The following is a 20,493-nucleotide window of genomic DNA, read 5'->3' as shown; positions in this document are numbered from 1 at the left end:
TCAATCGAGCAATCCCCTGGCGCGTGCGATAGCGATGACTTCCGTGCGGCTTTGCGCCCCCAACTTCGCGCTGACGTTGCGCAAGTGCGTCTTGACCGTGTGCTCCGACAGGTGCATCTGCTCGGCGATGGCCCGGTTGCGGTTGCCTGCGGCCAGCAGCCGGATCACATGGAACTCGCGGGCGGTCAATAGCGTGTCTGTTTCGTCGACATCTGCCTCGGCTGGCGTGCCGTGGGTGGTGCTGCGTTGCAGCAAATCCGTCAGGAATTGCGGGGCGATACCCAGGCTCTTGCATTGTGCCTTGAAGGACACGGCCCAGCGTTGGAGCAGTTTTGCCAGGGCCGGGCCTTCATCGAGAAAGGTGCGGATGAAGCCTTCTTCGCTGGCCAGGCGCAAGGCCGGGGTCAGGGTGTCCAGTGCTTCTTTCTGGCGCCCGAGGCCATCCAGTGCCAGGGCATACAGCAAGCGCAGTTTCAGCGCCCGTCGGTTGTGCTGACGCTCCAATGCCTCGGCGATGGCGGGCTGCAGGGCCGTGGCGGCACTGGCGTGCTCACCCTTGAAAATGCGCAGCCGCTGGCGCGCGATAAAAGGGGTATCGGTGTCGCAGGTGTGCAGCACCAGGTCGGGACGTTGCCAATTCCCCGCCAGTTCGGCGTTATGCAGGGCCTGTGCAGCGATGTCGAGACGGTTTTCCAAAGTCGCGATTCGGGCGCGCTCCAGCCACGCCGCACAATGTATACGCAACGAACCACTGCGCCGGCCCAGTTGTTCCAGTTCAGCCAGTTGCTGCACCCAGACAGCGCGCTCGCCGTTTTGGTAGGCGATGCGGGCGAGCAGTACATGCCGGACGATCATCGGATCCGGCCCGCCGCTGTCGAGGGCATACGAAGGGATATCGCTAAGCAATTGCCGGGCCTGGACGAGGTCATCCTGTTCATACCGCGCCATCGCACGCAGGGTATCGAGCGAGGGCCTGCCGCCCGCCCATTTGCCTTCAGGCCGTTGTGCCTGCACTTCGCGGGCGGCATGCAGGCGGGCGACGGTACTTTCAAGCCGCCCCTGGACCAGGTCCAGGATGCACTCCACGCAGACCACGATGCTGTCGACGAGCATTGAACGGTTCTGCGCTTTCGGGCTGACCATCCGCGTCAGTAATGCTCGTGCCTGTTCATAGCGACCGGTGGCGACCATGCAGAAGGCCAGCGTGGTGGCGAGCATGCCGTACTGCAAGACGTCCTGCGGCGACACCTGTTCGATCTCGACCAGGGCCGTGGCATACGCGGCATCTATCTGGTCGGTGAACACCTGCAACAGGCAGCGGATCGTGCCCATCTCCTGAGTGTCGCGATGGCGTTCAATCAATTGCATGGCGTCCTGATAGCGATGATCAAGCACCAGTGTCCAGGCATGGGCAAGGATCAGTCGGGGAAAGGCATCCAACTGATGATCAGGCATTTGTTCGAACCAGCGCAGCAATAGACGCAACCGGCCGTCATCGATCAATGGGTCAAGGTGACGGTCGATCTGTTGGCTCGCATTGTCAGTGTCACCCGCCAGCAGATAGTGCTCGATGGCGGCCACTGGATGATTGTCCGCGAGGTACCAGCGTGCGGCGATGGCGTGCAGCTTTTGCGCCTGCCCGGGGCACTGGCGCTCAAGTGCACGACGCAGGAAGTCGGTGAACAACGGGTGGTAGCGGAACCACCGATGGTCTTCATCCGTGGCCTGAATGAACAGGTTGGCGCGTTGCAGGTAGTCGATCATGGCCTGACTGTCGCTGTGCGCGGTCACTGCATCGCAAAGCGCTGCGCTGAAGCGTCCAAGGACGCTGCTGTGCAGCAGAAACTGCCGACACTCCTCCGTCTGGCGTCCGAGGATGTCCTCGGCCAGGTAATCGGCCAGTTCCAGATGGGCGCCGGAAAGTGACGCCACGAAATCGGCCGGGGCTTTGCGCCCCTGCAAGGACAGCGTGCTCAGGTAAAGCGCGGTGATCCAGCCTTCGGTGCGTTGCTGCAGCGTGGCAATTTCAGCGTCCTCAAGGGACAAGCCGCATTTTTCACGGATGAAGGTTGTGGTCTCGACAAGGCTCATGCGCAGGGCGTCGGTGGTGACGTCGCGCATTTGCCCGTGCGCCCGCAAACGGCCCAGCGCGATATCCGGTGTGGTTCTTGACGCGATGACCAGCAACCCGCAAGACGGTAGGACCCTCAATAACTGCCGCACAAAGTCCAGTGCGGGGGCAGACTCCAGGGTTTCGAAATCGTCGAGAAAAATCGCAAAGGGTTGGTCCAGTACGACCAGTTTGTCGAGCAGTGCCTGGGGGCTGAAGTCGATGGGTTTTTCGCTGTCGCCAGGTGCGCCGAGGGCCTGCAAGGCGACATGCAGGTGGGCCGTCAGGCGCCGCAATTCATTGTCGGCGGCATCCAGGGTCAACCACAGCACCTGGCGCCCGTGGGCCAGGCAGCGCTCCCGATATTGGCGCAGCAACGTGGTTTTGCCGAAGCCCGCCGCGGCCTCGACGAGAATCAGGCGGGCAGCCTGCGGGTTATCCATTCGATCCAGCAGATGAGTACGCGGCAGATGGCTGGGCGCCGTGGCAGGCACGCGAAATTTTTCCGGGTGAATTCGCGAGGCATGAAGCTTCGCATCAGCTGCGCCCGCCGTGGCAGAACGGTCATCCTCCCTGTCGCTCAGGGTCGGGACGAGGGTCAGGCGGGCCAACAAGTCCGGGCGGTCAGGCATGTATTTCTCCAGCGGGCGAGTCGCGTGCTTGCAGATCAGTCAAGGGTTTGAACATCACAACCCCCTGTAGGAGCGAGCTTGCTCGCGATGGTCGTGAACGATAACGCGTAAAACCAGATACCCAGCGGTGCCCTTGAGTTTTTCGCGAGCAAGCTCGCTCCTACAGTTTCGCTGCCGCGTATTTCGCAGGTTTTATCCGACGCATATTGCCATGCCCCTGTCCCGTGGCAAGGCCGCCCTGCGCAAACGGTCAGTGCGCTCTCGGGGAACTTCACTCGTTTGAGCGATTGTCCCGAAGGTGGGCCCCGCTAGCCTGTGGCGCGCTGCAAGCCGATTGGGTGGCGCTGCAGCCATGCATCCAATAATGAGAGAGATAAGTGATGGCAGGACCACTGGCAGGTGTGAAAGTAGTCGAGATGAATGCGATCGGGCCCGCGCCGTTCGCCGCCATGTTGTTGGCCGACATGGGCGCCGAAGTGATTCGGATCGACCGGTTGGTGTCAGGCTTCCTCAATGGTGACGGCAGTGTGATCAGCCGGGGCCGGCGCAGCCTGGCGATTGATCCGCGCAAGCCAGGTTCGATTGATGTGTTGTTGCAACTCATCGAAGGCGCCGACGTGCTGATCGAGGGTTTTCGTCCGGGGGTCATGGAGCGTCTGGGGCTGGGGCCGGAGCCGTGCCTGCAACGCAACCCGCGCCTGGTGTACGGGCGCATGACGGGGTGGGGGCAGACCGGGCCGCTGGCACCCGTTGCCGGCCACGATTTGAATTACCTGGCGATCACCGGCGCGCTGCATGCCATGGGCCATGCCGATCGCGAGCCGACACCGCCGTTGCACCTGGCAGGCGACATGGGCGGCGGCGCGATGTTCCTCGCGTTCGGTATCGTCAGTGCGCTGCTGGAGGCGCAAAAGTCCGGCAAAGGGCAGGTGGTGGATGCAGCCATTTGCGATGGTGCTGCGCTGCTCAGCACGATGTATTACGAGTTCAAGCAGAGCGGAGAGTGGCGCGGCCGCGGGGAAAACATCTTCGATGGCGGCGCGCCTTTTTACGGTTGCTACGCCTGCGCCGATGGCGGATTTGTCTCGATTGGCTCCATCGAACCGCAGTTCTACCGACTGCTGATGCAGCTTTGCCAGATCGATGACCCGGCGTTTGAACGTCAGTGGGACCGCCGGCAATGGCCGGCCCTGCGCAGCAAACTCGAGGCCATGTTCCTCACCCGTACCCGGGATCAATGGTGCGAACTGCTGGACGGCACCGACGTCTGTTTCGCCCCGGTGCTGGATTTCAACGAGGCGCTCGAACATCCGCACCATCGAGCCCGAGGCACCTTCATGCAGACCGACGGCGTGACCCACCCCGCACCGGCCCCGCGATTGAGCCGCACGCCGGCAACCGCCGGGAGCGTGGTGAAGAACGGCGAACATACCCTCGACATCCTTCGTGAGCTGGGACTGGACGCGGCGCGTATCGGCGAACTGCGCGCCGCCGGTGCCATCGCCTGATCAATCAAGCGAATGAATGAATGATGGGCAACCTGTGGGGAGGGAGCTTGCCTGTGGCGAGGGAGCTTGCTCCCGTTGGACTGCGCAGCAGTCCCTTCTTTTTGGGGCCGCTTCGCGACCCAACGGGAGCGAGCTCCCTCGCCACAGGTTCGGAGTCAACCTTGACTGACCGGCAAAATCCCACTCCTTTCCACCCCATCCGAGCGGGATACAGCCCGAGGGTTGGTACGCAACCATGACGCCATGGAGCAGCAGGTCGCGAGACGACCAACGCTCCGTCAATCAACCCCGGGGAGAACGTGATGTCACAGAAAACCTACATTGCCGGCGTCGGCATGATTCAGTTTGCCAAGCCTGGCGCCAGTGGTTCCTACATCGAGATGGGCGCGCAGGCGGTACGCCAGGCGCTGCAGGATGCGGGCATCGGTTATGACCTGGTACAGCAGGCTTATGCGGGCTATGTCTACGGCGACTCCACCTGCGGCCAGTCGGCGTTGTACGAAGTCGGCATGACCGGGATTCCGGTGATCAATGTCAACAACAACTGCGCCAGTGGTTCGACCGCGCTGTACCTGGCGCGCCAGGCCGTGGAAAGCGGCGCCGTCGATTGCGCGCTGGCGTTTGGTTTCGAACAGATGCAACCCGGCGCACTGAAGAACTTCTGGACCGACCGTCCCCTGACCATGGGCAAGGGCTTTGATGCCTCCGCCATGGCCTTCCCGGAAGGTGTCGGCATGCCCGGTGCGCTGATGTTCTTCGGCGGCGCGGGCAAAGAGCACATGGAAAAGTACGGTACCCGGATGGAGACCTTCGCCGCGATCCGTGCCAAGGCCAGTCGTCACGCCGCGAACAACCCCTTGGCGGTGTTCCGCAAGGTGGTCACCACGGAAGAAGTGATGGCCGACCAGGTGGTGTGGGAAGGGGTGATGACCCGTCTGATGGCGTGCCCGCCGACCTGCGGTGGCGCGGCGGCGATCATCGTGTCCGAGCGTTTTGCCAGGAAGCATGGCCTGCGTACTGACGTGACCATCCTGGCTCAGGCACTGGCCACGGACAAACCGGATGCGTTCGATCCGCCATCGATGATCAGCGTGGTCGGCGTGGGCATGACCCGTCAGGCCGCCAATGAAGTCTACGAAAAAGCCGGTGTCGGCCCCGAGGACATTCGTGTCTGCGAACTGCACGACTGCTTCGCGCACAACGAGCTGCTGACTTACGAAGGCCTGGGTTTCTGCCCGGTGGGCGGTGGCGAAAAATTCGTGATGGACGGCGACAACACCTACGGCGGTCAAGTGGTGATCAACCCGTCAGGTGGTCTGCTTTCCAAAGGTCACCCGCTGGGCGCCACAGGCCTGGCGCAATGCTTCGAGCTGACCCATCAGTTGCGCGGGACCGCCGGCGCGCGCCAGGTCGAAGGTTTGCAGCACGCGTTGCAGCACAACCTCGGCCTGGGCGGAGCCGGTGTCGTCACGCTCTTCGGTCGTGGCTGAACCCACTTTGGTTCGCGCACCTCATTAGGTGTGCGATGACCTGATAACGCACAGGAATCAATTGAAATGGCAGACAAGAGTCTGATCGGCCGTTCCCTTGGCGTCACCACCAGTGAAGTGGAAAAGGGTCGCCTGCGGTTTTTCGCCAAGGCCATTGGCGAAACCGACCCGGTCTATACCGAAGACGCGGCGGCAATAGCGGCAGGCTACAAGGCGCTGCCGGTACCGCCGACTTTCCTGCTGTGCCTGGAAAGCGAAGGGCGCAACCCACAGGCCATCGTCGAAGACATCATGGGCTTTGACCTGGGTCGCATCCTGCACGCCGAGCAGGCATTCAACTATCACCGCATGGCGTTCGCCGGCGACGTGTTGACCTTCGATTCGCGCATCGTCGATGTGTACGAGAAGAAGGGCGGGGCGCTGCAATTTGTGGTGCAGGAAACCCGCGTGACCAACCAGGACGGTGAGCACATCGCCGATCTTCGTTCTTCGCTCGTGCAGCGCTGAGGAATAGCTCATGTCTCAACTCCCAAAAACCGGCCCGCAGTTCAGCGATGTCCAGGTAGGCGATGTGATGCCGCTGATGAAGCTGCGCCCGATCAATCGCACGATGTTGGCGCTCTACGCCGGTGCTTCCGGTGACCACAACGAAATCCACATCGACATCGATTTCGCCCGCAAGGCCCGCGTGCCGGATGTGTTCGCCCACGGAATGCTGTCGGCGGCCTACCTCGGCCGGCTGCTGACCCACTGGGTGCCACAACCGCAGATTCGCAAGCTCGCGGTGCGTTTCACCGGCATCACCCAGATCGGCCATATCCCGCACCTGACGGGGCGCGTGGCACAGAAATTCGAAGCCGACGGCGAGCGTTTCGTGCGTCTGGAGATCAAGTGCGCCAACCAGTACGGCGAAGACAAGCTGGTGGGTGAAGCGGTCGTGACGTTGAACTGAAAACCGAACTGAACCCCGGCTTTCTGTCCAGCAACTGATAAAAAAAAATACAGGTATCGAATGATGAAAAAGCTTGAAGGCAAAGTAGCGTTGGTGACCGGTTCCGGTCGCGGCATCGGGCGCAGTGTGGCGCTGAAACTGGCCGCCGATGGCGCCCGCGTGGTGGTCAACGACCTGGACGCCGGGCCGGCCGAAGAAGTGGTTGCGCAAATCCGCGAAGCCGGTGGTGACGCTGTCGCCTGCGTGGGCAGCGTAACGGCGGTGGATTTCGCCGACCGCTTCATCAAGACCGCCGTCGACAACTACGGCGGCATCGACATCATCGTCAACAACGCCGGATACACCTGGGATAACGTCATCCAGAAAATGTCGGACGAGCAGTGGTACGCGATCATCGACTGCCACCTGACCGCGCCGTTCCGCATCCTGCGTGCGGCCTATCCGGTGATCAGCGCCGCCGCCAAGGCCGAGGCTGCCGAAGGCCGCGTGGTGCACCGCAAAGTGGTGAACATTTCCTCGATCGCCGCGGCCGGTAACGCCGGTCAAGCCAACTACTCGACGGCCAAGGCCGGGATCCTCGGCATGACCAAAACCATGTCCAAGGAATGGGGCCGCCACAAGGTCAACGTCAACGCCGTGGCCTACGGTCACATCGAAACCCGCATGACCCAGGCACTGGCCGGCGACGCGAGCAAGACCGTGAACATTGAAGGCCGCGAGATCAAGGTCGGCATTCAGGCCGCGGCGATCGAAGCCGGCAAGCAGATGTGTCCGCTGGGACGTCCGGGTACGCCGGATGAAGCGGCCGGTGCCGTGTATCTGTTCTGCATCCCGGAATCGGATTACGTATCCGGTCAGGTCCTGGTCTGCGGCGGCGGCCTCGGCACCGTCTGATCCTTGAAGGAGATTTGTCATGCAACTGGAAAACTACACATCCCCATGGATGGACGAGGACCTTGGCGCCTTCCGTGACAGCATTCGCCGCTTCGTGCGCGAGCAGCTTGTCCCTCAGGAAGATAAATGGCGCGAACAACACCGCTCCGACCGTGCGGCCTGGCTGGCCTGTGGCGAAATGGGCATGATCCTGCCGGACATGCCGTCGGAGTACGGCGGCGCCGATGGCACCCCGGCGCATTACGCCGTGGCCATGGAAGAGCTGACCTATGCCGGTGTGATGAGCATCGCGCTGAGCATCAACCACATCGTCGGTCACTACATCCTGGCCAGCGGTACCGAAGCGCAGAAGCAGGCGTGGCTTCCGAAAATCGCCTCCGGCGAGTGCATTACCTCCATCGCCATGACTGAGCCGGGCACCGGTTCCGACCTGCAAGGCGTGCGCACCCGCGCGGTGAAGAAAGGCGACAAGTACGTCATCAGCGGCTCTAAAACCTTCATCAGCAATGGCCAGAACAGTGACATGGTGGTGGTCATTGCCAAGACCGATCTGGAAGCCAAGGGCTCCAAGGGTATCTCGCTGTTCATCGTCGATACCAGGACACCGGGCTTCGTCCGTGGCCAGTGCCTGGACAAAATTGGCCTGCCGGGTCAGGACACCTCGGAGATGTTCTTCGACGAATGCGAGGTGTCGGCTGACTGCCTGCTGGGCGGCGTCGAAGGGCAGGGCTTCTATCAGTTGATGCAGCAGTTGCCCTATGAGCGTGCGGAAATCTCCATCCAGGCCGTTGCCAGCATGGAGCGCGCCCTGGCGTTGACGGTTGAGTACACCAAGGAGCGCAAGGCTTTCGGCAAGGCAATCCTGGACTTCCAGAACACCCGTTTTACCCTGGCGGACGTGAAGGCCACGGTGACAGCGGCACGCACCTTCGGCGATCTGATCATCCAGCGCTGGGTGGATGGCACCCTGGACACCACCACCGCGTCGATGGGCAAATTCTGGTTGACCGACCGTCAGGGCGAGGTCATGGACCGTTGCCTGCAATTCTTCGGCGGCTTCGGCTACATGAACGAATACCCGATTGCCCGGATGTTCGCAGACGCCCGCGTCGCGCGTATCTACGGTGGTGCCAACGAAATCCAGCGCGAACTGGTGGGGCGTTCGCTCTAACCCCGCAAGGTGCTTTATGTGGGAGCGAGCCTGCTCGCGATGGCGTCGGCACAGTCAACATGGTTGGAGACTGATACACCGTCTTCGCGAGCAGGCTCGCTCCCACAGGGTTTGGCATTAACCAGCGCGGTGGTGCGCCGTCAGTGGTTTTTGCCGTGCGATAACAGCAGCTGCTTTACTTATAACAACAAGATTCTGGAGGCTCAGATGTATATCACCCAAGGGTTGCACCGACACATGCAGCAGCGCCCCGACGCAACCGCCATCCGCTGCCAGGGCCGCAGCCTGACGTTTGCCGCGCTCGGCGAACGGGTTGCCCGGCTGGCCGGCGCGCTGAAGAAGCTCGGTCTGGCGAGCGGTGATTGCGTCGCCATGCTGTCGCGCAACTCGCAACGCTACATCGAATACAGCCTTGGCGTACCTTGGGCGGGCGGGGTACTCAACCCGGTCAATACCCGCTGGAGCGTGATGGAAATCGTCTACTCCCTGGACGATTCGCAAACGAGCATCCTCATCGTCGACGATACCTTCAGCATCATGGGGGGCATGATTGCCCGCCAGGCCAAAACCATTCGTCATGTGATCTATGCCGGCGACGACGAGACACCGGACGGCATGCTGTCCTACGAAGCCCTGCTCGCCGAGGCCGAGGCCATCGAGGATGTACGTCGCAGTGGCGATGCCTTGCTGGGTATTTTCTACACCGGCGGCACCACCGGTTTCCCCAAGGGCGTCATGATCAGCCATGACAATCTGGCGTTCGCCTCCCTGGCCAGTCTGAGCAAGGGATTCTACGGTAGCGAAGCGAAGTTTCTGCATGCGATGCCGATGTTCCACCTGGCTGATTTTTCCGGCATGTATGGCATGTTCATCTGCGGCGGCACCCATGTGGTGCTACCGGCCTTCAGCGGTGAAGCCGCGCTCGAACTGATCAGCCAGGAAGGCGTGACCGATGCGATGATGGCCCCGACCATGATCCAGATGATGCTGGATGCGCGCGATGCCAAGCCGGCCTTGAACGCTCTGGACCTGAGTTCGATCAAGAACATTATCTACGGTGCTTCGCCGATTTCCCCCGTGTTGCTGGACCGCGCCTGCGAGGCGTTTACCACTGCCCGGTTTTTTCAGGGTTATGGCATGACCGAGCTGACGACCGGCGGCACGATGCTGGACGCGCAATATCACTGTGCCGAGCATCAGGCCAGCGGCAAGATGTACTCGGCCGGCCGCGCGATCAGTTGCGTCGAACTGAAAATCGTCGACAGCGAGGGGTGGGAGGTGCCGCGCGGTACGGTCGGCGAGATCGCCGTGCGTGGCCCGAACGTGATGCTCGGCTACTGGAACAATCCCGTCGCCACGGCAGAGGTCTTGAGGGACGGCTGGATGCACACCGGTGACGGCGCCTGGATGGATCAGGAAGGTTTCGTGTACATCGTCGATCGCCTCAAGGACATGATTGTCAGCGGCGGTGAGAACATTTATTCAGCCGAAGTTGAAAATGCCCTGGCCAGCCATCCGGCCGTGGCCCAAAGCGCGGTCATTGGTATTCCCTGTGAAAAATGGGGCGAGACCGTGCATGCGGTGATTGTGCTCAAGCCTGAAGCCGTGGCGACCGAAGACGAAATCGTTGCCCATTGCCGGGCGCGGATTGCCGGCTACAAATGCCCGCGCAGCGTCGAGTTCCGGCAAGCCATGCCGCTTTCCACGGTCGGGAAGATTCTCAAGAACGAGCTGCGTGAACCCTATTGGGCGAACCACGGTCGCAATATCGCCTGAGCTGCCCTGTAGGAGCGAGCCTGCTCGCGAAAAACGCCCGGTAAACGCGTTGTCAAACAACACGCGTTATCGTTGACGCCCATCGCGAGCAAGCTCGTTCCTACACGGACGCGTTTTTACGTGCCCGATCAAGAGCGACAAACCGAATCTAATTCGTTTGAGCGATAGGTGAGGCGACTCATTCTGGCTAGGCTGGTCCGCGCCGCGAGCCATGCGTGGCAACGCTCATGGCCATAACCGTGCTGGGCCTGCGGCGTGCTCAGCACCGCTTGAACCGAGTACGCACCCATGAACACCCACTCATTGCTGACCACCACCCGGTTCGCCCCACCGCGAATCGGCAGCCAGGCTGTGGCCCGCGAACAGTTGCTGGCAAAACTGCAGCGAGAGCGACACAGTCGCTTGCAACTGGTGACCGGTAGCGCAGGCTTTGGCAAGACCACATTGATGGCGCAATGGCGCCAGCAGCTGATTAAAAACGGGGTTCAGGTGGCCTGGCTGTCGGTATCGCCGGACGACTGCGTGCTCGAATCGTTTTGTGCCAGCCTGTTGGGTGCGTTGCGCCAGGCAGGCCTGCCCCTGGATGACGACCTGCTGCTGTTGGCCGGGCCTGAAGCCATCAGTATTCAGGCGATGGCTTCGCTGTTGATCAACGCGCTGGCCCGGGTGAGCGCCGAGCTGTACGTCATGCTCGATGATTTCCAGCATGCGGCCGATGTGCGGATCGCCCAGTTGATGCAAGCGCTGATCGATGACGCACCGCATCACCTGCATATCGTGCTGGCATCGCGCAGCACGCCACCGTTGCTGTTGGGGCGCCTGCGCGCCATGGGCGAGCTGTGCGAAGTGGATTGTGCCGGGCTGTCGTTCGACTTTGCGGAGTCACTGGCCTTCCTCAAGGCTCACCTGGACCAGGGGGTGAACCTTGACGCGGCGCATGCCATCCATGACCTGACCGATGGCTGGCCGATCGGTTTGCAGTTGATGTCCATCGCCTTGAAGGCGAACCCGAAAAAAGGCGTCAAGGGCACGGCACTGCTGCCTGACAGCGCCGCCCTCAGAGCCTATTTGTCCGAAGATGTGGTCGCGGATTTGCCAACAGAACTGTTCGACTTCCTGCAGAAAATTTCCATCCTCAGGCGCTTCAATGCCGAAGTCGCCGCCCATGTCACCGGTTCCGCGAGGGCGGTGCAGTTGATTGCGGCGGTGGAAGAACGCAACCTGTTCATCCAGCCGGTCGACCTGCCCGGCAATCGCCAGTGGTATCGCCTGCACCCGTTGTTTGTCGAGTTCCTCACCCAGCGCTTGCAGGTATCCGGCACCGATGTCGCGCAATTGCACAGGCGCGCGGCGACGTGGTTCGAACAGGCGGGACTGGTGCCCGAGTCGCTTCGCCATGCGCTGCACTGCGATGATTTCACGGTTGTCGCGCAGTTGCTGGAGCGTGTGCAACCGTCCTATCGCAGTGTGAGTCATCTCAGCCAGTTCATGCGCTGGCTCGAGCAGGTGCCCTTGCAGGAATTGATCGGGCACCCGTCGCTGATGCTGCTGGGGATCTGGGGCGCGGTACTCACGGTGCTCACCAGCAAGGCGCAGGCCTGGATCACGGCACTTGAAAGCGTGCCGCAAGCACCGCAGTGGGCGTATCAGTTGCAACTGCTCAAGGCATCGCTGGCCATGCACCGGGATGATGAAACCCGTTGCCTGGCCTTGTTGGCGTTGTCCGCCGACCAGCCCGCAAGCCATCCTTTTCACGAGCAGGTACGCGTTGGCATGACGATCACCTGCCTGGGCCTCGCCGGCCGTCACAGCGAGGCCCGCAGCGTATTCAACGGGGCGGCCGGGCGTTGTTTGCGTAGCAGCAATGATGAAATGGCGTTGATGGGCATGACCGCCATGGCCTCGGGCATTTTGCTGGAGGGCAGGGTGCTGGAGGCCGAGCGCATGGGCTCGGTGATATTGGCCCAGGCCGAACAGATTCACGGGCGTCGCTCGGTGAGCGCCTGTGCCAGCGCCACGATCATGGCCGAGGTGTATTACGAACTCGATCGTCTCGGGGATGCCCGCGAGGTGCTCGCCAATCGCCTGGATATTCTGCGTTTTTCGGCGCCGGGCTACATGATTGGCGCCGCGTTGTGCCATGCGCGTCTGCTTGACCTGCAGGATTCGCCACGCAGCGCATTGGAGTATTTGAACCAGAAAGAAGAGCATTTCCGCGCCCTGGGTCTTGATCGCGGTACGGCCCGGATGATCGATGAACAGCTGCGCATTACGTTGAAGTGCGGTGACTGGCGGCATGCCGAGACGTTGCAGGTAGTGCTTGACGACCTTGCGCGAAACCACCGGGGCGCGTCCTCATGCGATGTGGAAGTCATGACCCTGGCCGCCTTGTCGAAGGCGCGCCTGGCACTAGCTCGCTGGCAACCCGAAGCCGCGATGCAGGCGCTGGACATTGTCGAGCGTCACGCCAGCGAGCTTGGCCGGGGGCAATGGCGGGTCAAGGTCGAGTTGCTGCGCGCATTTGCCCTGGCTGAACTGGAGCGCAGCGCCGAAGCCCTGGCATCTCTGCGCTCGGCAGTTGCAAGCGGTTATCGGTTGGGGCTGGTGCGCACCTTCCTGGATGAGGGCGAAGCGTTCCAGTCGCTGTTGCCGGAGCTTGATCTTGCAGAGGATGCAGTGCTTGGCGCCTATTACCAAAAGCTGGTGGCAGAACCGCCGGACCTGCCGCCCATCGAAGCGGATAAGAGTTCATCGGCGGCGATTGAGCTGACCCGTGAGCAGGCGGCATTGACCCGGCGCGAGCAGGACATCATTGATCTGCTGGAGCAATCGATGTCCAACAAGCGCATTGCACTGGCCTTGAATCTCAGCTTGCAAACCGTGAAGTGGAACCTGAAGAACATCTTCTTCAAACTTGGCGTCTCCAGCCGTTACGACGCCATTGTCATCGCCCGCAGGCGGCGGGAGGAAGCAACCTGAGACCCGTCTCGTGACCCACTCCACTGGAGTGGGCGGCGGATCGGCAATCACCTTATCTGCCATTCCAACCGCACACCGCGTTAAGCCGTTCGAATATTGAAGGTCCCGCGTAGGAGCTGGCTTGCCAGCGAAGAGGTCGGCACATCCGGCAGAGATGGCGTCAGATACACCGCTTTCGCTGGCACATCCGATTGAGATGGCGTCAGACCCACCGCATTCGCTGGCAAGCCAGCTCCTACAGTTGATTGGGGGTGGCCGCAGATTTGGCGCTCGACGAAGTCCTCGTGTAGGAGCTGGCTTGCCAGCGAAGAGGCCGGCACATCCGGCAGAGATGTCGTTAGATGCACCGCTTTCGCTGGCAAGCCAGCTCCTACAGTTGATTGGGGGTGGCCGCAGATTTGGCGCTCGACGAAGTCCTCGTGTAGGAGCTGGCTTGCCAGCGAAGAGGCCGGCACATCCGGCAGAGATGTCGTTAGATGCACCGCTTTCGCTGGCAAGCCAGCTCCTACAGTTGATTGGGGGTGGCCGCAGATTTGGTGCTCGACGAAGCCCTCGTGTAGGAGCTGGCTTGCCAGCGAAGAGGCCGGCACATCCGGCAGAGATGTCGTTAGATGCACCGCTTTCGCTGGCAAGCCAGCTCCTACAGTTGATTGGGGGTGGCCGCAGATTTGGTGCTCGACGAAGCCCTCGTGTAGGAGCTGGCTTGCCAGCGAAGAGGCCGGCACATCCGGCAGAGATGGCGTCAGATACACCGCTTTCGCTGGCAAGCCAGTTCCTACAGTTGATTGGGGGTGGCCGCAGATTTGGTGCTCGACGAAGCCCTCGTGTAGGAGCTGGCTTGCCAGCGAAGAGGCCGGCACAGATGGCGTCAGACACACCGCCATTTGCGCCGGTTTCGATTGCATCATTGTGCTTTCGGCTGGTTTCTCAGGAAGTCCTGCACCAGGTTCGACCGGTCGAACGATTTGGCTGCCTGCACCGGTGGGTATTCGGCCAGGGTCTTGAGGTGGGCGCCGATCAGTTCGCCCATGGGGCCGGAGATCCACGACGACTTCTGGATCATGTGGCCGTAGGAGTCATTGCTGTCGTAGCTTTCGAACGGATCGCTGCGCAGGTTGAACATCAATGGTGCAAACAAGGGTTTTATCGGCGCGTAATAGTCTTCCTTGGTCGAGAAGTGCATCTTCCATGGCCCCATGCGCACGGCGGTCAGTTTGTTCTCGATGTAGTAGAACAGGCTGGTGCGTGCGCTTTGCGGCGACTTGCCGGTCCAGTAGTCGAGGTTGTTGATGCCATCGATGTACTGCTTTTTCTGGTCTTTCATGCGCTCGACCACATCCGTTACGCCGGCCGCTGCGGCCAGGGTGGTGAACATGTCCTGATGCGCCTGGATGCCGTTCTTGATCTGCCCGGGCTGGATCACACCCGGCCAGCGCAGCATCGACGGCACCCGCACGCCGCCCTCATAGGTGGTCATCTTCTCGCCACGGAAGGGTGTTGTCCCGCCATGCGGCCAGGAGGAGTGTTCCGGGCCGTTATCGGTGGAGTACCAGACGATGGTGTTTTTATCGAGGCCGCTCTGCTTGAGGAAATCGAGCACCTGGCCGATGTCATGATCGTGCTGCATCATGCCGCCGCCGTGGTTGTCACCTTCGTGTGTGTACTGATCGGCGGCATGTTTCCACTTGGCGTTGAGGTGGGTGTACAGGTGCATGCGGCTGGTGTTGAGCCAGACAAAAAACGGCTTGTCATCGCTCTTGGCCTTGCGCATGAAGTCCTCTGCACGGGGGATCAGTTCGGCGCCGTCGAAGTCCTCCATGCGCTTCATCGTCAACGGGCCGGTGTCCTCGATGCTCTGCTTGCCGACCACGCCGAAGCGTGGGTCGACCGTCGGGTCATCCTTGTCGGTGGCCAGGGTGTGCAGCACGCCACGGGTGGCGAATTTTTTGGCGTACGCCTGTGGTCCGCCGGGATATGACTTGGCGAAATTCTGATAGTCGGCGTACTCACTTTGCTCCTCGGTATTGAGGTGATACAGGTTGCCGTAGAACTCGTCGAAGCCATGCACTGTCGGCAAGTTGGCGTTGTTGTCACCCAGGTGGTTCTTGCCGAACTGACCGGTGCGGTACCCGGCTTCTTTCAGCACCTCCGCCAGGCTCGGCGAGGCGGCTTGCAGGCCGAGCTTGTCACCCGGTTGGCCCACGGTGGTCATGCCGGAGCGAATCGGATACTGGCCGGTGATGAACGCTGCCCGGCCGGCAGTGCACGATGGCTGCCCGTAGTGATCGGTGAAGCGAATGCCCTCCATGCCGATCTGGTCGATGTTCGGCGTGGTGTAGCCCATGGTGCCCATGCCATAGGCACTCACGTTCTGCCAGCCGATATCGTCGCCCCAGATCACCAGGATGTTGGGTTTGGACGTCTGCGCCTGCGCCAGTGGAGCAGCGAGTACGAGGCAGGCCATGACCAGTTTCCTGACGTTGATCATGACGCCACCTCGATGCTCTCCAGTGCGCGGCGCAATGCTTGCGGCAATGGCACCGGCCGACGCGTCACGCGGTCGACGTAGACGTGAACGAAATGGCCCTGTGCCGACGCCTCGGTGTTGTCATTGGCAAACAGGCCGACTTCGTAGCGCACGCTTGAGGTGCCCAGGCTGGCCACGCGCAGGCCGGCACGCACCAGGTCGGGGAAGGCGATGGAGGAGAAATAGCTGCAATGGGTATCGACCACCAGGCCGACCGTCGGGCACTGCTCGAAGTCGAGCAGGTTCTGTTCCAGCAGCCAGCCGTTGACCACGGTGTCGAACCAGCTGTAGTAGATGACGTTGTTGACGTGGCCGTAGACGTCGTTGTCCATCCAGCGCGTGGTGATCTCGCGCAGGTAGCGATAGTCACTGCGGTTGTGCGGTACAGGCTTGCTCATGGCTTCAAGCCTCCTGCTTCATGCGTCGCACGCGGATGTCCGCCTGCTCTTTGTGGCCGGACATATGCTCGTATCCGCACAGCCGGGAGCAGTACTCGCCAATCATCACGCTGGCCTCGTCGGTCAGCACGCGCTGGTAGGTGTGGGTCTTGATGAACTTGCCCACCCACAAACCCCCGGTGTAGCGCCCGGCGCCCATGGTCGGCAGCGTGTGGTTGGTGCCGATGACCTTGTCGCCATAGCTGACATTGGTCCGGTGCCCGAGGAACAGGGCGCCGTAGCGGGTCATGCGATCGTGGTACCAGGCCGGGTCGCGGGTCATTACCTGCACATGCTCGGAGCACAGGCGTTCGGCGACTTCCAGGGCTTGCTCGTCGGTGTCGCACAGATAGATCTCACCGAAGTCGTTCCAGGCCACGCTTGCGACCGGCGCGGTGTCCAGGCGTGAAAGCACCCGGTCTATGGCGGCCGGCAGTTCTTCTGCGATTTTTTTGCTGGTGGTCACGCAGTACGCGGGGGAGGTGGGGCCGTGCTCGGCCTGGCCCAGCAAGTCGACGGCGACCAGTTCGGCATCCACGGTGTCATCGCAGATCACCAGGGTTTCGGTCGGGCCGGCGAAGAGGTCGATGCCGACGCGGCCGAACAACTGACGCTTGGCCTCGGCCACATAGGCGTTACCCGGACCGACAATCATGTCCACGCCGACGATGCTCTCGGTCCCGATCGCCATTGCGGCCACGGCCTGCACGCCACCCAGGCAGTAAATTTCATCGGCCCCCGCGAGGTGCATGGCGGCCACGATCTCGGGGCAAGGCTGGCCCTCGAAAGGCGGTGCACAGGCGATTACGCGCTTGACGCCGGCCACCTTGGCCGTGAGTACGCTCATGTGGGCGCTGGCGATCAACGGGTATTTGCCGCCGGGGATGTAGCAACCCACCGAGTTGACCGGAATGTTGCGATGACCGAGCACGACGCCAGGCAATGTTTCGACCTCGACGTCGTGCATCGACTCCTTCTGGATCTGGGCAAACCGGCGGATCTGCGTCTGGGCGAACTTGATATCGTCGAGGGTCTGTTGGGGCAGGCTGGCGATGCAGGCGTCGATCTGCTCCGGGGTCAGGCGCATGCTCGGTGGAGTCCACTTGTCGAACTTCTCGGAGTACTCACGTACCGCCGCATCACCGCGCTGCTCGATGTCGGCAATGATGCTTTCCACGGTAGCGCGCACCTGGGCTTGATTACTGGCCTTGGCTTGGGCCGACTGGCCCTTCTTGAGGTGTTGGATCACGGGATTTCTCCTTTGGAAATCAAGGTTTGGCCGCCTCGGGCGGACGATTGTTTTTGTTGGTGTGGGGCGCTATGCGGTGGAACGAATCACCAGTCGGCCGGGCACTTCGTGCAGCGCCTGGATGACGCTTGCGTCGGGGCGACCTTCGCCAAGCAAGCGAATGGCGCAATCGATCATCTGGCTGACAGGCTGGTGCACGGTGGTCAGGTGATTTTCCGGCCAGGCCGCGGCGCGGATGTCGTCGAAGCCGACCACGGCGACATCCTCGGGTACGCGCAAAGAGGTGTTCATCCGCAGGTGACTCAGAACACCGAGGGCCATGACGTCGTTGGCACAGAACACGGCGTCGATGGCGGGTTGCCCGGCACTGAACAGTCGGGCCGCCGCGTCACGTCCGCCTTCGTAGGTGTACCCGCCCGCGACGCACGCCACCAGGTGTTGGCCATGCAGGGCCAGGCCCTGTTCGAACCCGCGCAGGCGGTCAGTGGTGGTGGAAATGCTTGTGTCGCCGGACACGAAAGCGCAGGCCCGGCGTTGCCGGGACACGAGGTACTCGGCCACTTCAGCGGCCATGCGCTGGTTGTCGCAGCACACTGACCAAACGGTCGGGTCCGCGACCCGGCGGTTCATGAACACCACCGCAACGCCCTGACGGGCGCACAGATCCGCCATGTGTGAAGACAGCTTCGCGGCGGTGACCACAATGGCATCCACTTGATACTGCAACAGTTGCGGCATCAGCTCGTCCGCATCGCCCCCGGGCGGCACGACGAACAGCAGCAATTGCCGGCCGGTTTGCCGCAGTTTCAGGGAGAACGTTTCAAGGAGCGCGGGATAGAAGGGATTGGCCATGTCACCCACCACCAGCGCCACGATGCCGGTCCTGCGCTGGTTCAGCGAACGGGCAATGGCATTGGGGCGATACCCCAGCTCATCGGCCAGGGCCAGGATGCGCTCGCGTAGCTCGGCCGAGATGCGCGACTGCGCATCGAAGGCGCGGGTGACGGTGGAAGTAGCCACCCCCATGCGTCGGGCGAGGTCCCTGGCCGTGATCCGTTCGACGGATGTGGCGCTTCGCTGAGCGGATGCATCCCCGGCTGTGCTGTCGCGCTTCATGTCGTGTGTTCCGGTCGCTTTTCACTTGTTGTGCACACGTGTGCACGCATTGACCGAATGCTATCGACGCTATCTGGGGGCAAACACCCCTCGAAAGGAGTGGGGTTGCCCGTTATCCAAGAGCAGCCATTTGCCTTACTCGATTCGAGGGGGCAGGGCGAGCGCGGGTCGCTCTAAGGTGACGCAAAGGCGTCGGCTGAAAAAGTCGCCGACAGAACCCATCGCATCCAGAGGTCACTCCATGATTCCGCGCACACTCTTTGATCATGAGCATGAAGCGTTCCGCAATACCGTAAGGCGTTTCCTTGCGGAGGAATGCACGCCCTTTCACGAACAGTGGGAGGAGGATCGCTTGGTTCCCCGCCAGGTCTGGAAGCGCGCCGGCGAACTGGGCATGCTCAACGCCACGACACCGGAGGCCTATGGCGGCCTGGGCCTGGACCGGCGTTTTTCGATGATTGCCGTCGAAGAGGTGGCTCGTGCAGGGCTCTCGGGCCTGAATGGCTTCAATGTGCATGACATCTGTGCCGGCTACCTGATCAATTTCGGTACCGAAGAACAGAAGCAACAATGGCTGCCGAAAATGGCCAGCGGCGACATCATCTCCGCCGTGGCCATGACCGAACCGGACACCGGGTCCGATTTGCAGGCGGTCAAGACCCGTGCCGTGCTCGACGGCGATGACTACGTGATCAATGGTGCCAAGACCTTCATTTCCAATGGCACCAACAGCGACATCATCGTGGTGATCGCCAAGACCGGCAGCACCGGCAAAGGCTCCCGGGATATTTCGCTGATCCTGGTGGAGGCTGACCGCGCCGGGGTCACCAAGTCCAAACCGCTGCGCAAGGTCGGCCTGCATGCCCAGGACACCACCATGCTGTTCTTCCAGGACGTACGGGTGCCGAAGGCCAACGTTCTGGGCGGCGAGCCTGGCCAGGGCTTCTACCAATTGATGAAGGAACTGGCCTGGGAGCGATTGAGCATCGGCATACTCGCCATCGCGGCGAGCCAGGCGGTGCTGGAACAGACCATTGCCTACACCCGCGAACGCAAGGCCTTCGGCACGCCGATCATCGAATTCCAGAATTCGCGCTTCAAGCTGGCCGACCTCAAGACCGAGATCGTCCTGGGGCAGACCTACACCGATCGCTGCATGGAACTCATCCTGCAGCACGAACTGAGCCCGGAAGCGGCCGCGGCGGCCAAACTCTGGTGCACCGAGCTGTATTCGAAGGTGGTCGATCAGTGCGTGCAGTTGCATGGCGGCAACGGTTATATGCTGGAGTATCCGGTGGCCCGTCATTACCTGGACAGCCGGGTCAACCGTATCTATGGGGGGGCCAACGACATCATGCGTGAGTTGGTGGCGCGTACACTCTGACTGGATGTATCCGGATTAATTGCAGGAGCGGATACCTGTGGGAGCGAGCCTGCTCGCGAAAGCTTTGTGTCAGGCGACATAGGTTTTGATAGTGTACATATCCATTCCTGCGGTTACGGCCACTGGCGGTTTCGCCCTTACGGCGAGTCCCTTTTTCAAACGCCAAAAAGGAACCAAAAGGCTTTGCCCCACCATTCGGCCCCTCGCTCCGGCCCACTGCGCAACGCCTGCGTTCGGCCTCTGGAAACGGGGCAGATAGATCAAGAGC

At 61.7% G+C, this 20,493-nt stretch carries 14 protein-coding genes; 9 read left to right on the top strand and 5 right to left on the bottom strand.

All coding sequences use genetic code 11. The features are described from left to right. Positions 1 to 2,742: a winged helix-turn-helix domain-containing protein gene (locus tag LAB08_RS17835; protein ID WP_096510457.1), complete on the bottom strand. Its 2,742-nt coding sequence runs from the start codon at positions 2,740 to 2,742 to the stop codon at positions 1 to 3. 380 nt (positions 2,743 to 3,122) lie between these two features. On the opposite strand from LAB08_RS17835, the gene LAB08_RS17830 reads away from it, so the two are divergent. From LAB08_RS17830 to LAB08_RS17795, 8 genes are all read left to right on the top strand, one after another. Continuing rightward, complete coding sequence (locus LAB08_RS17830; protein ID WP_096510458.1) at positions 3,123 to 4,250, top strand: CaiB/BaiF CoA transferase family protein; 1,128 nt, start codon at positions 3,123 to 3,125, stop codon at positions 4,248 to 4,250. Positions 4,251 to 4,552: 302 nt separating this feature from the next. Continuing rightward, entirely contained in the window at positions 4,553 to 5,740 is a 1,188-nt protein-coding gene (locus tag LAB08_RS17825; RefSeq protein ID WP_096510459.1) for a lipid-transfer protein, read from the top strand. A gap of 66 nt (positions 5,741 to 5,806) precedes the next feature. Continuing rightward, positions 5,807 to 6,247 (top strand): MaoC family dehydratase N-terminal domain-containing protein, encoded by a 441-nt coding sequence (locus LAB08_RS17820; RefSeq protein WP_096510460.1) that lies wholly within the window; start codon positions 5,807 to 5,809, stop codon positions 6,245 to 6,247. Between the two features lie 10 nt (positions 6,248 to 6,257). Continuing rightward, positions 6,258 to 6,692 carry a MaoC/PaaZ C-terminal domain-containing protein gene (locus LAB08_RS17815; protein ID WP_096510461.1) on the top strand — a complete coding sequence of 145 codons (435 nt, stop codon included), beginning with the start codon at positions 6,258 to 6,260 and terminating at the stop codon, positions 6,690 to 6,692. Between the two features lie 63 nt (positions 6,693 to 6,755). Continuing rightward, positions 6,756 to 7,586 carry an SDR family NAD(P)-dependent oxidoreductase gene (locus tag LAB08_RS17810; RefSeq protein ID WP_096510462.1) on the top strand — a complete coding sequence of 277 codons (831 nt, stop codon included), beginning with the start codon at positions 6,756 to 6,758 and terminating at the stop codon, positions 7,584 to 7,586. A 19-nt stretch (positions 7,587 to 7,605) separates the two neighbouring features. After that, positions 7,606 to 8,757, top strand: coding sequence for an acyl-CoA dehydrogenase family protein (locus tag LAB08_RS17805; protein ID WP_096510463.1), 1,152 nt, complete (start codon positions 7,606 to 7,608; stop codon positions 8,755 to 8,757). Positions 8,758 to 8,964: 207 nt separating this feature from the next. Further along, on the top strand, positions 8,965 to 10,533 hold the full coding sequence (locus tag LAB08_RS17800; RefSeq protein ID WP_096510464.1) for a long-chain-fatty-acid--CoA ligase: 1,569 nt from the start codon (positions 8,965 to 8,967) through the stop codon (positions 10,531 to 10,533). A 288-nt stretch (positions 10,534 to 10,821) separates the two neighbouring features. Next, entirely contained in the window at positions 10,822 to 13,512 is a 2,691-nt protein-coding gene (locus tag LAB08_RS17795) for a helix-turn-helix transcriptional regulator (RefSeq protein ID WP_096510465.1), read from the top strand. Positions 13,513 to 14,416: 904 nt separating this feature from the next. On the opposite strand, the gene LAB08_RS17790 is transcribed toward LAB08_RS17795, so the two are convergent. From LAB08_RS17790 to LAB08_RS17775, 4 genes are all read right to left on the bottom strand, one after another. Beyond that, complete coding sequence (locus tag LAB08_RS17790; RefSeq protein ID WP_096510466.1) at positions 14,417 to 16,000, bottom strand: arylsulfatase; 1,584 nt, start codon at positions 15,998 to 16,000, stop codon at positions 14,417 to 14,419. Continuing rightward, entirely contained in the window at positions 15,997 to 16,437 is a 441-nt protein-coding gene (locus LAB08_RS17785; RefSeq protein WP_096510467.1) for an acyl-CoA thioesterase, read from the bottom strand. Before LAB08_RS17785 ends, LAB08_RS17790 begins: the two co-directional genes overlap by 4 nt. A 4-nt stretch (positions 16,438 to 16,441) precedes the next feature. Continuing rightward, positions 16,442 to 17,725 carry a histidinol dehydrogenase gene (hisD, locus tag LAB08_RS17780; RefSeq protein WP_096510468.1) on the bottom strand — a complete coding sequence of 428 codons (1,284 nt, stop codon included), beginning with the start codon at positions 17,723 to 17,725 and terminating at the stop codon, positions 16,442 to 16,444. A gap of 69 nt (positions 17,726 to 17,794) precedes the next feature. Next, positions 17,795 to 18,841 (bottom strand): LacI family DNA-binding transcriptional regulator, encoded by a 1,047-nt coding sequence (locus LAB08_RS17775; RefSeq protein ID WP_096510469.1) that lies wholly within the window; start codon positions 18,839 to 18,841, stop codon positions 17,795 to 17,797. A gap of 241 nt (positions 18,842 to 19,082) precedes the next feature. Between LAB08_RS17775 and LAB08_RS17770 the strand changes: the two genes are divergently transcribed. Beyond that, positions 19,083 to 20,225, top strand: a complete 1,143-nt coding sequence (locus LAB08_RS17770) for an acyl-CoA dehydrogenase family protein (protein ID WP_096510470.1) — start codon at positions 19,083 to 19,085, stop codon at positions 20,223 to 20,225. Positions 20,226 to 20,493: the final 268 nt, after the last annotated feature.

The organism is Pseudomonas izuensis, assembly GCF_002356535.2.
GTDB lineage: Bacteria > Pseudomonadota > Gammaproteobacteria > Pseudomonadales > Pseudomonadaceae > Aquipseudomonas > Aquipseudomonas izuensis.
This window is presented reverse-complemented; position numbering and strand designations above follow the sequence as displayed.